Origin of the sequence: Bacteroides hominis, from assembly GCF_033042785.2 — a bacterium.
Lineage (GTDB): Bacteria > Bacteroidota > Bacteroidia > Bacteroidales > Bacteroidaceae > Bacteroides > Bacteroides hominis.
The window spans coordinates 1,889,153-1,903,782 of record NZ_CP178829.1 but is presented as its reverse complement, the minus strand read 5'-3'; the positions used below and the strand labels follow the sequence as shown (position 1 = coordinate 1,903,782).

The window sequence follows — 14,630 nt, the reverse complement described above, 5'->3', positions numbered from 1 at the left end:
GCCCCATCACAGAACACCTCCCAAGGTCGATTCCGGGAAAAAGCAAACCCTGCCTCCGCAAAGTTCCGACTTCGGGAGGCAGGGTGCAATAACTTTAAGAATAATCAACATCAGGAGCTGCAGAGCGGTTTCCTTTGCAGCCGGACCGATGTTCATCATCTCAACGGCTCCATCCGGAAGGAATAGCTGTAGACCGTATCTTTCCGTATCTCATAATGGGGACGGGGTCCGGGTCCGCAACTGGCGTTGCCCAATCCCCGCTGAATGCAGTCCAGATTGAGAACAACCTCCGCACGGCGAATGTCCGGCAAATCGTGCCCATACTTCACTTGCCACAGATCTTTGTCCGTATAGTGCTGGGCACTGAAGTCAACCGTATCCGTTGCGGTGATTTTGAGTCCTTTGCCCCGGTCGTCGGTCAGTGACAACCAACGGGTATCCGTGCGTCCGCCCATTGTCTGCGCACGCGCATAATGTTCCGCCATATCCGTGACAGTCGTTTGGTAACGCCCGACATAGGCGGCATTCTTCCGGTCACGGTAATTCTCCATTGGGCCGCGGCCATACCACTCGACTTGTTCCAACGAGGGGTTGAGGAACATCTGCAAAGCCAGACGGGGAAGGTCAAAGTTACTACTTGTTGTAAAGTCGGCTGCCACATCGACCACACCATTACTGTAAACCTGATATCTGACGGTATAAGGAACGGTTACTTTCCCTACTTTCACTTCTATTTCCGAAAGGATGGATGCCGACTTTCCGTCCTCTGCCATCTTCCAGTCAAAACCACGCAGCGCGATCACCGGCTGAATCCATTCACGAGGATCATTGTTAATAGAACGATACCAGTTCAGTGACGGTCCTTGCTGCCGATGTATCAGGTTCTGCCCGTCATATCGGAGAGCAATCATCATGCCGGTCTTCGAATCAAACGACACTTCGGTTCCCGGAGCACGGAAACGGATATACTGCCGCTCTTCTATGACCTGCAAAGGCTCTGAAGGTTCCGACATTTCGGATTTGCGTTTCTTCTCCTTCAGCAAGAACTGCTCCGTTGCCACTACATGTCCGGCTTTAGCCCATACGCAGTCACTTTTCAGTTTCACTTCCAGGTTAATGTGATAATCGGCATCTTCTGTCAAGTGGCGGAGGAAAGGGATATGAATCGTGCGGTGCTCGCCCGGCTTGCCGTCAGGCAACCCGAACTCCTCTTCTGCCACAGGCACCCCGTCTTTGAGGATGACATAACGCAGGTTGAAATGACGCATATTCAGGAATGAATAATGATTGCGCAACCCCACATTGTTCTCTCCCACTTCTTCAAAAGTCATATATTGGTATACCTTTTTCACTTCCCATAACTTAGGAGTTACCCTACGGTCGGGTGTCACCAGTCCGTTACAACAAAAGTCATTGTCGTTGGGACGATCACCGAAGCTGCCCCCGAAATAATAACGGTCCGGCGCTTCTCCGGGTTTGTTGATGCCCTGGTCCACCCAGTCCCAGATGCAACCTCCGATCATGCGTTTAGACTGATTGGCAATGTAGTCCCAATATTCTTCCAGGTTACCGACGGCATTTCCCATGGCATGTGCATACTCACATAGAAAGAAAGGTTTATTGCGCGGCTCGTTGTCCTGAGCTATCATACTTTCGATGGATGGATACATCCGTGAGTCCATATCGGCAACGTCATTCATTCCTTCATAATGGATGAACCGTGCGTCAATCTCTTTGGCAGCCTGATAAGCAGCCTCGAAATTGGGTCCTCCGCCCGATTCATTCCCCATCGACCAGAAGATAACGGAAGGATGATTCTTATCCCGTTCCACCATACGTACCACCCGGTCGACAAAGGCTTCTTTCCAACTTTCCCGCTTGGTCAGCATCATGTTGCCATGACATTCCAGATCGGCTTCGTCCATCACGTAAAGTCCATAGTGGTCAAACAGAGCATACATCTTCGGATCATTCGGATAATGACTGGTACGAATGGTGTTCAGGTTGAAACGCTTAAAGAGAAGAATATCCTCTATCATGCTTTCTACAGGCACCGCTTTACCGAAACGGGGATGAATGTCGTGACGATTGGCACCCTTGAACAACACCAATGCATCATTGATATACACTTTATTGTCACGTATTTCAATTTTGCGGAAACCATATTGTTGGGTAGTTGCCTCGAGCACCTTGCCGGAAGCATCCAGCAATTCCAGATTCACAGTATACAGATAAGGTGTTTCGGCGCTCCAGAGTTGGGGATCACGAATACTTGCTTTTGCAGGCAGACAGATCTCTTTTCCGGCAGCCAGATTACCGACCGCAGTTGTAAACGTACGCAAAGTTTTGCCATCGGCATCCAGCAGCCCTATGCGTACGGAGGCATTCACAGCAGACTTGCCATAGTTCTTCACGTCTGCTTTGACACATAAGTCGGCCTTGTCGAAACGGTCACTGATGACAGAAGTAAGATGCACGTCGCGCAGGCGAAGTTTCGGAGTCGCCACCAGATAGACATCCCGGTGGATACCGCTCAGGCGGAACATATCCTGGTCCTCCAGATAACTGCCGTCACTCCAACGATACACTTCGACCGCCAATATGTTTTTACCCGGCTTCACATACTGTGTGATGTTGAACTCGGCATCATTGTTGGCACCCTGGCTATACCCGACTTTCTTACCATTGATCCACAGATACATAGCACTGTACACTCCATCGAAGTGGATAAACACTTCTTTATTCTTCCAGTCGGCCGGCAGAGAGAATTCCCTCCGATAGGAACCTACCGCATTAGGCTCTTTCTCTACCGTATATCCTCTCTGTCCCTGTATAAAGGGTGGATTGTTGCGTATCGGATAGGTGATATTGGTATAGATGGGGGTACCGTATCCCAGCATCTCCCAATTGGAAGGAACCGGAATCTCTTTCCACGCAGACACGTCATAGCCCGGTTTATAGAAATCCACCGGACGTTCGGAAGGTTGCTTTACCCAATGAAACTTCCAGTCACCATTGAGCAACAGATAACGGGAAGAGTGATTGCGTATCCAAGGACGGGTGTACGAAGGATCGCCCTTCATCTCTTCCGTATCGGCAAAGGGGACAAACGTGGAACGCCCTTCTTCTTTGTTAACGGCAAATATCCGTTCATTCTCCCAGTCATTATCACTCCGGGTTTTAAAAGCCTCAGCCACCACTTTCAGATTCGATTTCACGATTTTCCATTGCTGGCTTATTTTCTGCGCATCTGGTTTGAGCTGGTAAACCGGCTCGGCCACAAGGCCGGCATCCGGGAAGCCCAGATTATAACCACTCGCTACACTGGTGAACAAATAATTCCCATTGGGTAAAGCCGTGATACGCCATTGCTGATTGGGATTTTCTTTATTTGGGTCCCATTGGATAACCGGACACTCCTTGCTCCCATTGCCGCTATTGTCGATTCCCAGTTCAGTGAGCGGACTGACAATGGAATAGCAGCCGTTACCGCAAGGAATCAGATTCCAGACCTGCGACTCTTTATGGGGTTCCTTTTTAGAAATAAATATCTTACCACCTAAATCCAGACTCTCCTGATTGTCCAGGACAAGCCCGTTCTGGGTATGGATCTCGTAGCTTTGCTTCGGATCGAACTCCTGGGCACGAACCATTCCTACTGTCGACCACAGAGCAACGCTTACCAGAAACAGATGTTTAAAATTTAGCATACTATTGATATTAAGAAAAGGCAGGGAAGAAAACCAAGGGCTGTATCCGCCAACAAAACGTATGTCTGCCTGTGTGATACAGCCCAAACCTATATTCAACCCAACTACCTATTGTTTTTACTGAAATAAAGCCGATTGTTTGTACACTCCGAATGTATGGATAGCAGGACAAGCAAATCCGTCGAGGATACGAAGGCGCACTTGTCTGGCCTTCACCGGTTCGAAACGCACGATCCATTTATACCCCACCGTCTGCTTATCGGTTGCTTCCGGTATCGGGGTCCAGTTACGGCCATCATTGGAGTACTCCACACTCCACTTCGTCGTGCGGTGTCCCAGTTCTATCACTTCCTGAATCATCAGGCAGTCAAACTCCGTCTGCCGGGGAAGGGTGAAAACGATGTCTGAGGTCTTGGCTCCGTCCCTTCCGGCAAAATAAGTTTCCTTATTGTTGTCCGTCAGGAATTCCGGACGGAATTTACCTCCGCGTCCGTTCGTTGCTTTCACCTTGGCCTTAGCCAGCAGATTGTTCCCGAAGGTTTCGTCCAGCCCCTGCTTCAGCAATGCAGCATGAAGTGAATCGGTGGGGTGAATCAGTCCGCGGCGATCAGGTGGGAAGTTGAGCAACAGCACGCTGTTATGCCCTACAGAGGTACAATAGATGTCCCAAAGCTCTTTGACACTCTTCACACGGCTGTCTTCTTCGGCATGATAAAACCAACTGGGACGAATGGATACATCAGTCTCGGCCGGGATATAAGCGTCGCCGCCTTTTACTCCCTCGTTCAGTCCTTCGTAATTTTTCCACTCATCTTTGATGCAGACAGAGTCGGTAGTCGCCCAGCAAGGATCACCGGCTTTACCCGATTCGTTCCCCATCCAGCGCACATCTGCAAAAGGATACGAGTTCTTGGTTCCGAAAATGACACAGTCCGGCTGCTTCTCGCGCACAATCTTATACCAATGCGTATAGACGGGAGTGGTCAGCTCGTCTGCTCCGGCACCGTCCCACCAGGTTTCCCAGACTTTTCCATAGTCACCCATCAGTTCTTCCAACTGGTGACCATAATACTGCTTGTACTTCTCCGTAGTATAAAGCGGAGAAAGATGCTCATGCCGGTCGTGCGGTCCCAAATAGATTCCTGCTTTGATGCCATACTCTTCGCAGGCATCTACAAATTCACGTACAACGTCTCCCTTTCCGTTTTTCCAGGCGGAGTTCTTCACACCATAGTCCGTATATTTACTGGGCCAAAGGCAGAAGCCGTCGGCATGTTTGGCAGTGATGATGGCACTGGGAATGCCCGCCGACCGGAGGGTACGCATCCACTGTCCGCAATCGAGAGCCGTAGGGTTGAAGATAGCTGCCGGAGCACGTCCGTCACCTTCGTTTACATACTCCTCAAATGTGTTGATTCCGAAATGGAAGAAAGCGATCATCTCACGGTTGTACCACTCCACCTGGCGTGCACTGGGGGTTAGTCCGTAAGGTTCCGGAGCCTTCTGTGCCGATACGGGTACCGCCACGGCAGCGATTCCCGCTGCTAAAAATAAATTTCTTAAATTCATGTATTCGTCTGTTTTAGATGTTCGTTATCAAAATAAATTAAGTTCGCTGACCGTCACATGCGGTCCGCCGTTCACGGCCGTAATGGTCACCTTCAGATAGCGTCCGTCTACGGCATCGGGCAAGAAGGACCGGAACTCACCCTGTGCCGGGATATCTTTAAACTTGGCGGCGACTGTCCAGGTAGCGTTGTCTTCGCTCACTTCCACGGTCACCTCTTTCGGACCGTCATAGCCCTCTTCGCGTGCCTGGCAGGCAAATCCCTGAATATGGGTGGTTTTCTTCAGATCAATGACAATCCAGTGAGGCGGTTGGGGGTGCTGGTTGCTCCAGTCGGTTCCCCAGAAAGTATTCAGATCGCCATCCAGACAAGCCTCTTTCAGCCCGCTGTGCCCCCAGTCTCCTTCTTTCGGTTCTTCGGACGAAGCGCTCAGGGCTTCCCATCCGGTGCGGTCGAGCAACTCCATATTGCTGGCATCCATCGATCCTCTGAAGATGAAGTAGATGGTCTGGCAACAGTCATCGGCAACAGCTCCCTCTACCGAAGTAATGCTCACGGGCAACAGATACTCTTTAAATGCCTCGATATTACCTTTCGCATGGACTGTGATTACGGCTTCTTCGGACTTCGATGTCCCGGCTTTGACCAGTACTTCTCCGGTCAGGTCATACGCAGCTTCAGGCAGCAGTTCATACTCGGTTCCGTTCTTCGTATTGTATTCGTTCACTTTGTCCGGATCGGCTTGCAGGTGCACCACAGCATCATTGGGTAACCCATACTCCGTCAGTTGCGGATAAGTTTCAGGAGTAACGGCAACGTTGAAGGTCTGTACATAAGGCTCGTCTTCAATGTAAAAATTGGCTTTCACGGCAGTTCCCGCGTCCGGAATATAAATGGTCAGGTCACTGTCATTGTCACTGCATCCCACTGTGCAGCAGAATCCGGCAGCCAGAATGGCTGCCTTCAATATATTCTGTTTCATGATTCGTTTCGTTTTAAGTAGTTATTCCCAGCCGGGATTATTGGGTAACAGGTTCGGATTCATCGTTGTCTCGTCGATAGGCAACGGATGAAGATAGAGCTTATCGTCCCATTTACGGGTCGATCTGTCCGGATAAACAATCAACAGATTGTCCTCAGTCAGCTCCCGGGAAAAAGAATCGTACTGCTCTTTCAGCTTGTCCGATACTTTCATTCCGAGCATACTCTTGGGTGCTTCCAGCAACTTACCCGCTTTCCAACGTACAATATCATCCCAACGGAAACCCTCGCCGATCAGCTCGACCGCACGTTCGCGGCGGATCTCGTAAAGCAATGGAGAAAGTTCATAACCATAATCCGGCCAGTTCGGGTCGGTAAAGCCGACATTCACTTTCAGGTGCGGCATCTCTACACGATCTCTGAGTTCGTTGATGGTCAGGTCCAATACATCTTGAGTACATTCACCCAGTTCGGCCTTTGCTTCGGCATAGTTCAGCAACACTTCGGCATAACGGAAAATAAACACATCCAGTGTAGACTGTCCGATGTTCCACTGTTCCGGATCCGTCGAGTGATACTTCATTACATAATATCCGGTGGTACAATATTTGGTATCTATGACCGGAAGAGCATTAAACTGGCGGGTGCCGTCACTCAGCACCTTGAAAGGAAGCTCCGGATTATCAATAGTCTGGCGCAAACGCGGATCGCGCTGCATCAGTTCGTCCATCGGCATATCTGCCTCTTCGTATTCCGGACTGACAGCAGTGGGCAGACCGTCGGCACACAGGTATTGCTCAAACATGGCACGGCTCAAACCTGTATACGACTCTTCCATCTGGCGGGTATTGTTGTGCATCAACAGCTTGGTAATATAAACCCTCGGCATGATGCACTCACTATTGGAAGATAAATCTTCCTGTACAAACAGGTTATAATAGTCCAGAGTGGGGTTGTCGGTCTTATAAATCGCGTAGCCGCCTTCTTCAATCACTTGTTCCGCAGCCTCGGCAGCTTCACGGTATAACTCTTCATAATCGCCCAACCCATGATATTTGCGGAAAGACGCCTCGTACAGGCAAGCTCTCGATTTGAAAGCCAGCGCGGCATACTTGTGCATGTTACCGATCTTCGTTTCATTGGGTTTGGGAAGGTGTTCGATGGCAAAATCGAGATCTTCCAGGATGTGTGTAAACACGACTTTCCGCGAATCGCGCCCCTTATACAGTTGCTCGGAGTCCATCTGCAATTCTGTTTCATACCAAGGTACATCGCCGAAACGCTTCACTTTGTATACATACTCCCAGGCACGGAAGAAACGAACCACAGCCACCGAACGGTTTATCTGTTCCTCGTCACCTTGCACGCGTTTGTAGCGGTCCATAAAATAGTTGCAGGAACGGATATTTCCCCAGTCTCCGCTTCCCCATCCGCCACCGGAAGTAGGAATCGTTTCAAGGTTGAAAATCCAGGTCTTCGGTTTCTCGTTCACGTAACAGTCCGATTCGTCATCGGCACCGGGGCCTTGCGCTCCCGGCAGGATTCCGTAAAAGCCATTGGCATAAAGTTCGAGGTCCTGCACACTTGTCCAGAATTTAGGGTCGGAGAGAGAATCCTCAGGATACAGGTCCAGCAGGTCAGAGCAAGAGGTGAACATAAAAGTACATGCCACTGACGCCATCAGTAATATCTTATTCTTTTTCATAATTGTTATCGTATTAGAGGGTAATGTTTAATCCGAATGAAACAGACTTGGTCAGCGGATAGGTGCTGAGGCTCACTGTTTCGGGGTCGTATATGTCAAACAAGTGATCGAACGTCAGCAGGTTTTGTCCGCTTACGTAGAAACGTACATGGTCTATCTTCCACTTGCCCAGCAGTGCTTTCGGCAGCGAATATCCCAATGTAATGGACTTCAGGCGCAGATAAGCGGCATTCTGAAGGTAGCGGGTCTGCGTTTCGCGGTTACCGGTCACGTTGTCATAAGTAGAGCGGGGGAAGTAAGCATTGCGGTTATCTTCCGTCCATGAATCGAGTGCATGCTTGAAAGGTACGTGCCACTCGTTGCCGAAGCCCCAGAACTGGTTACCTCCCAACACTACATCCTTTTTACCGATACCCTGGAAGAATACATCAAAGTCAAAATCACGCCATTGCAATCCACCCTTAATACCATAGCTGTAACGCGGTTCACTGTTACCGATTATCCTTTGGTCACCCGGATCATCAAGCGTATTCTTTCCTTTATTTATCTTGCCGTCACCGTTCAGGTCTTTGTACTTCACATCGCCCGGATACCAACCACCGCCGTAGATTTCCGACTGGTCGGCATGGGCATTTACTTCTTCTTGTGACTGGAAAATACCTTCGGTAACCAGCCCCCAGATTTCGCCCCACTTCTTGCCAACATAGTGGGTTGAAAGCAGATTCTGCGGATTGTTGAACTTCGTGATCTCTGCCTGATAATCGGACAGTACGAAGCTTACATCATAAGAGAAATCCTTGTTTACGCGGTCTCTCCATCCCATTGAAAGTTCCCATCCGGTTGTTCTCAGATCGGCCGTATTGGCTTGCGGCGCGCCTGTACCCAGCACTGCGGGAAGGGGTGTACCGTTAGTCACCATATCGAGTGTCTTCCGCATGTACCAGTCGAAGGTTCCGTAAAGACGGTTGTTCAGCAATGCCCAGTCCACACCTAAGTCTATCTGGCGCACGGTTTCCCATGTCAGGTACGGACTGACGATGCCGCCGGGACTCACACTGGCTATTTTCTTTCCGTCTACCAGATATCCCATCTCGCCATTGGTACCCATTGTGGCTATATAAGGATAGTCGCCGCCAACCGACTGATTACCCAACGAACCATAAGAAGCTCTGAGCTTGAGTTCGTCCACAATCTTCTTGGCCGGTTCGAAGAAAGCTTCGTTCGAGATTCTCCAAGCTGCCGAAACGGACGGGAAGAATACGAACCGCTTGTCTTTAGGGAATTTGGAGGAACCGTCATAACGTCCGTTCAACTCCAAAAGATAACGTTCGGCATAATTGTAGTTGATGCGGGCAAAATATCCCATAGTAGCCCAGGAGTGCTGGCCGCTTCCATTGTACTTCTCTCCGTAGGCCTGTCCCAGACCGGGGAGGTCATTACTGATAAGGTTTTCACGCTCGGCATTGAACCAGCGGTAACTTTTGGTTTCATAATTATATCCCAGCAACAGTTTTATGTTGTGTTTGCCCAAGGACTTGGTGTAGTCGGTATAGGCATTAAACGTCTGATAATAGTTATCGTCGGTAGTAAACTTCACACGGCTCGGAGTGGTATGCGGAAATACGGTTACGATATCCGGATTGGCGGTATGTTCCAATATCTCCTTGCCATGCTGTTTCTTTGAGAGGATATACATGTTATAGGTATAATCCACATTGATGGTCCAGTCTTTCAGGGGAGTGATTTTCAGACCTCCGGTCAGCCAAAGGTCGTTCTCTTTGTTCTTACGCTCGCCGGAGATGGACTGAGTGGCTACCATATTGGTCCAACTGCCCTGTCCGGAAAAGTTTCCGTCCGGATGGTAAACCGGCATCATCGGACGAAGGTCGGCACCGTAGAAAGCACTGTTGATCTGTGCCGTCTCGTCACTGTTATTGCTTCCGTAGGGAGCATCCCGGAAAGTATTGTTATAGACTGTTTTTAACCGAACCTGCAACCAATTGGTGATGTCCGAAGTCAGATTCAGGTTGACATTGAAACGGCGGTACTTGTCGTCGTAATGTTTCAGCGTTCCTCCCTGATCGAGGAATCCTACCGATCCATAATAGGTGGTCTTGCCCGATCCTCCGTTGAGTGACAGCGTGTATTGCTGCATCAAAGTATGATCCTTGATGGTTTCGTCTATCCAGTCGGTGTTACCGCAATACAGATACTTGTTGGGATTGGACGGGTCGATGAATACCGGCAGATTATGCTTCGGGTCGGTATAATAAGCATAGATATGATCCATGTAGTTCTTATCATAATAGTCGCCTCCGCCGGAGTTACGATTGGTCAGATTATGGAAATTGGCAAATGTCCACGAATCCATGTACTCCGGTTTGCGTGTGGGGGAATTGACCGACCAGTTGGACGAGAACGAGATCTTTGCTTTCTCGTCTTTACCCTTCTTTGTCGTAATCAGCACTACGCCATAGGCTGCCTGTGTTCCGTAGATAGAGGCGGAAGCCGCATCTTTCAATACCGAAACACTTTCCACATCGGCCGGGTTAATCATATTGGGATCCATCTGCACACCGTCGACCAACACCAAGGGGCCGGAAGAGTTGATGGAGGTAGTACCACGGACATTGAATCCGTATCCTTTGCCCGGTGCACCGTTATCGGCAGAAATATTCAGGTTACCGATCATACCCTGCAATCCCTGGCTGAGGTTCGTGATAGGACGGCTTTCGAGTGTCTCCGCCGAAACACTGGCTACGGCTCCGGTCAGATTCGCTTTCTTTTGCGTGCCATAACCCACCACCACTACTTCGTCCAGTGTTTTGGTATCTTCTTTGAGGGTGATCTCCAGATGGGTCTTTCCGGTAACGGTTACAACCTGTGTTTCCATCCCGATAAAGGAGATTTCAAACTGTTCACCCTGATCTGCGTCAATCGAGAAGTTACCTTCGATGTCGGTAATAGTTCCCCGACCGGGAGCACCTTTGATCTGCACAGAAGCTCCGGGCAGGGGGAAACCTGTGTCATCGAGAACACGGCCGGTTATTTTCTGTTTCTGTTGTGCTGCCTGCACCACTTCGGCAGGTTCTGCATTGTAGTTTTGAGAAGCAAGGCAAGGTTGAAGTCCCATACCCGAAAGAAGGACAAACATCCCCGAGGCCCTTACGGCTCTTTCTACTAATTTTCGTTTTCTCATAATAATAACAAGTTAAAATTAACATTAGGAATCAAGCAAGGCGTTGCTGACTCTTTTTATTTAAAGACGAAAGCAAATGTATCTCTATGGTCTTAAGAGAGGGATTAAATAAGGGTTAACGAAGCAATTAACCTCGTGTATTTCTTGTTAACCCCGCGCCACAGTGCTCCAGACACAGAATCCTCTAAGTTAAAATATGCACAAAGGTAGCATAAAGAGACACCAAGCTATCAGAAAGACAGTAAAAAGCCTTTTTCACTGACTGTACCCTTTACAGAAAAGGAGCAACCGGAAGAAACATGCAGGCAAAACCGGGCAAATGGAGGTGAAAAGCCGGGCTTTTTCTCCTCGATAGCCTTGATTGGGAGTGAAAAGAGCCGGGCTTTTCCGAAAAAGAAGTAAGCATTTGGTCGAAAAGAAGTAAGCATTCCCGGAAAATGCTTACTTCTTTTTCAAATATCTCTATATGTTTTGGTCGATAACATATATTGTTACGGAGACAGAGGGTCTACGGGAACTATTTTACTTCTGGTTGGATGACTGGGAGAAGGCTTCACGAAGTATCGAAAGGACAGGTATTCCACCATTAAGCGGACAGGCGGTACGGGAGGGCATCGCTTACGTTTCTCTACTGATTGAAAACAGGCAGAATTACTGCCGGAAAGATAAACAGATAAACGAAATGGCGGCGTTTTTTCGCCCCCGCCTTGTCCAATGGCCGAAATAACGAAAACTGGGAGGCTTTCGTTAGCATTTTGACAAATTGGCAACGGGACAATACTTAAACTTTGATGTCGGCGAAAGCAATGCTGTATTCCTCGTTCATCATCCGCTTATAATCCTTTGTAAACGCGGCATAACGCCTGATGGCCTCTTCCGGATTATTCTGTTTCCGAAGGGCGCAAACCGTGTAGGCAAGTGCCATATCCGACAAAGGATCGGCTATGAAAAGGATGTTACAAAGACGGATGACGATACTGAACCGGGCATCTTTGTAAGCAAGTTCCAGCTGTTCGGGCAGCAGAGAATGAATCAGAGATTCCACCTTCTGTTTATAATAATCGAAGAGATCGGATTCGACAGTAGATATGAACTTGCCCCGCAGAAGTATTTCCAACCATTCGGCACGGATGGCACCGGGACTCTCCTTCTTTTTCTTTTCGGGAGAAGTAAGAGCAATCAGACGGATATAATCGCAATAGAACTCTTCGCCAAACACCAGGCAGAAGTATCCGTTGCGGAATACAAGCTCGATACCGTCTACATCCTGCAATATCTTTCTCAGATGATTCATGGCTACTCCCTTCAGGTTCTTCACGTTACTATCGGGTTTGTCCGGCCAGAATATCTTATTCATATCCGATGAAAGCACCCCTCTCTTCCCCACACTGTTCAACAGAATATATAAAAAGAGAACACGCAGCTTAGGACTGAGCATATAAGTTATATCACGCCCGGCATTGTCGAGTATGGTAAACATACCAAAAAGAAAAATCGCATTCTTATCGGGCGGCAATACAGCCGGCAACTCATCCCACTCAGAAGGTTCTTTTCCAAGTTCGGATTCCTCGATCTCAGGCAGCTCCATAACCGAAAGTTTCGGGGCACTCTGCCCTCTTTCGGGAAGAACCCCGGCAGATGTTTCCTCCGGGGATGCCGCATTCCGTTTCCGCCTGTAACGTACGATTCCCCATACACAGGCCATCAAGAGCAATACCCCGCCAACGATTCCCCCGGTCAGCCTGTTGTTCAGAGTGGTCCGCATCCGGCTGTAATATTCCACATCGGCCAGAGTCACCGGCGGAGCAGCCAGAGAATAGAGGCGGGTAGTCACCTGACCGTGCTTCTCGAACTCCTGAACAGAGCAGTAGAACTCGCCGAGTTCTTCATTGAAATAAAGATTGGCATTGGTGGCAATCTCTTCCGAAACAATGGGAATGCTGTCTCCCACCACTTCACACTCTCCGTCACGGACGGACAAACGGTATAGTTGCAAAGTGGAATTGGGCAGATATTCCGGATACCCCAACAGGAACAGGTATTTTTCATCGGCAGAGAGTATCATATTGCGTGGGACCACCCGGTTGACCGCCGGTGCTTTCACTTCCCAGAGTTTCCGTACCGAACGGGTGTCCATATCCACCCGGTACAGATCGTACAGATAGTTGCGTCCCACATTCTGATCACCGGCTTCATTGCCCATGCCTCCATAAAGGTAAACCCGTTTGTAATCGCGGCTGACGGCCATACCGGAAAAATAGCGGGGAGTTACCCGGTCGCCCGAGAAAGTCAGTGTATCCCAGCGGCAAGTTTTCAGGTCGTATGCAAGAAACGTATTGCTATACCTGCGGCTTCCGTAACCGCCAAACAGAAAGAATTTCTTTTCGGCCGGATGAAAGAATCCGCTATGATGATGGAGTTGCTGACAAAGATAATCGGTACTGGCGGAACGCCACTCGTTGGTGGAAAGATCAAGTGCCGCCACCATGGCATCACCGTGCGAGTCGGCTACTTCGTAGGTATACAGTTCGCGGGAAGCCTCATCCAGGAAGTTCATACCCAGACGAAGCTGAACCGGCAAAGGATTCTTATAAGGCACCTGTGACAATTCGTGGGTATAGAGGTTGAACGTAGACAGAGAGTCCTGATTAAAGAAAAGAATCTCCTGATGTGTTTTGTCAAAGTTCAGACCGGAGGGTGTGGAAGAGTAATCCGTAAAAAGCTCTTTCCAATAGTAGGACTGATTGATAAGCCACATGGGGTTGGTAACCCGTCCCACAACATGTCCCCGGCTGTCGTGTACATCTTCTCCGCTACTCTCGTTCAAAGGGAATATCATGATCTCTTCTCCGTCGGTAAGCGACAGGTTACGGATGGCATACGAAGCCACGTCCAGAATGTATTCACATTTACCGAAATAAATATGCGGAGAGAAGCCGCCTTTCTCCAATCCCAGATTAGAGATCTCTTTGCTTTGGCTGCCAACGGTTATCCGGGCCTGGTCTTTGTGTATGTCCAGCGCAATGGAGACGGGCAACCAACGATGGTCATAATCTTCTTTATTCAGTTCAAAAGTACAAAAGATACGTTTGCCGTCTTCGTTAAAAGAAAAAGAACAGCGGTCACCGGGTTTATGAAGATAGGTGAAGCTATAGGTCTTTCCGGCATCCCGGTCTTCCAGATAAAGGATATAACCGGGACTCTCCACATTCCGTACCAGATAGTCAAAAGAGATGCAGAAGGTGTTGGTAAAGGTACGCTGATGTTCCTCGCGCAGGACAGAATAAGTGGCACGCTCACTGATCCGCTTCTCATTTCCATAGAAAAGAAGTCCCTGCGGGAAACAATCGGCTATACAAAGCCATATCATTCCGATAGCAAACAAACATCTCAACCTTCTCATATACTGTTCTTCGATAAATGCGTCATCCGTTCCATAGTGCAACAAAAATACGAAAAATAATAGA

Annotated in this window: 7 protein-coding genes; 1 reads left to right on the top strand and 6 read right to left on the bottom strand. The window is 49.0% G+C overall.

Annotation, left to right across the window (positions count from 1 at the left end):
* Window positions 1–155 precede the first annotated feature (155 nt).
* From R3O62_RS08085 to R3O62_RS08065, 5 genes are read right to left on the bottom strand one after another with little or no spacing between them, the layout of a single operon-like run.
* Entirely contained in the window at window positions 156–3,809 is a 3,654-nt protein-coding gene (locus R3O62_RS08085; protein ID WP_317472955.1) for a glycoside hydrolase family 2 TIM barrel-domain containing protein, read from the bottom strand.
* A gap of 18 nt (window positions 3,810–3,827) precedes the next feature.
* On the bottom strand, window positions 3,828–5,279 hold the full coding sequence (locus tag R3O62_RS08080) for an alpha-L-fucosidase (protein ID WP_250705190.1): 1,452 nt from the start codon (window positions 5,277–5,279) through the stop codon (window positions 3,828–3,830).
* Window positions 5,280–5,306: 27 nt separating this feature from the next.
* The gene (locus tag R3O62_RS08075) at window positions 5,307–6,260 is read right to left on the bottom strand and encodes a discoidin domain-containing protein (RefSeq protein WP_005810514.1); all 954 of its coding nucleotides are present in this window, start codon (window positions 6,258–6,260) and stop codon (window positions 5,307–5,309) included.
* A gap of 21 nt (window positions 6,261–6,281) precedes the next feature.
* Window positions 6,282–7,964 carry a RagB/SusD family nutrient uptake outer membrane protein gene (locus R3O62_RS08070; RefSeq protein ID WP_005775431.1) on the bottom strand — a complete coding sequence of 561 codons (1,683 nt, stop codon included), beginning with the start codon at window positions 7,962–7,964 and terminating at the stop codon, window positions 6,282–6,284.
* A gap of 13 nt (window positions 7,965–7,977) precedes the next feature.
* Window positions 7,978–11,163 (bottom strand): SusC/RagA family TonB-linked outer membrane protein, encoded by a 3,186-nt coding sequence (locus R3O62_RS08065; RefSeq protein ID WP_005775430.1) that lies wholly within the window; start codon window positions 11,161–11,163, stop codon window positions 7,978–7,980.
* Between the two features lie 466 nt (window positions 11,164–11,629).
* Here R3O62_RS08065 and R3O62_RS08060 point away from each other — a divergent pair, with 466 nt between their 5' ends.
* Window positions 11,630–11,890, top strand: a complete 261-nt coding sequence (locus tag R3O62_RS08060) for a hypothetical protein (RefSeq protein ID WP_032529903.1) — start codon at window positions 11,630–11,632, stop codon at window positions 11,888–11,890.
* A gap of 54 nt (window positions 11,891–11,944) precedes the next feature.
* Here the strand turns inward: R3O62_RS08060 and R3O62_RS08055 are convergent, their stop codons facing one another.
* Window positions 11,945–14,611, bottom strand: coding sequence for a Kelch repeat-containing protein (locus R3O62_RS08055; protein WP_032538202.1), 2,667 nt, complete (start codon window positions 14,609–14,611; stop codon window positions 11,945–11,947).
* Between the last annotated feature and the right edge of the window lie 19 nt (window positions 14,612–14,630).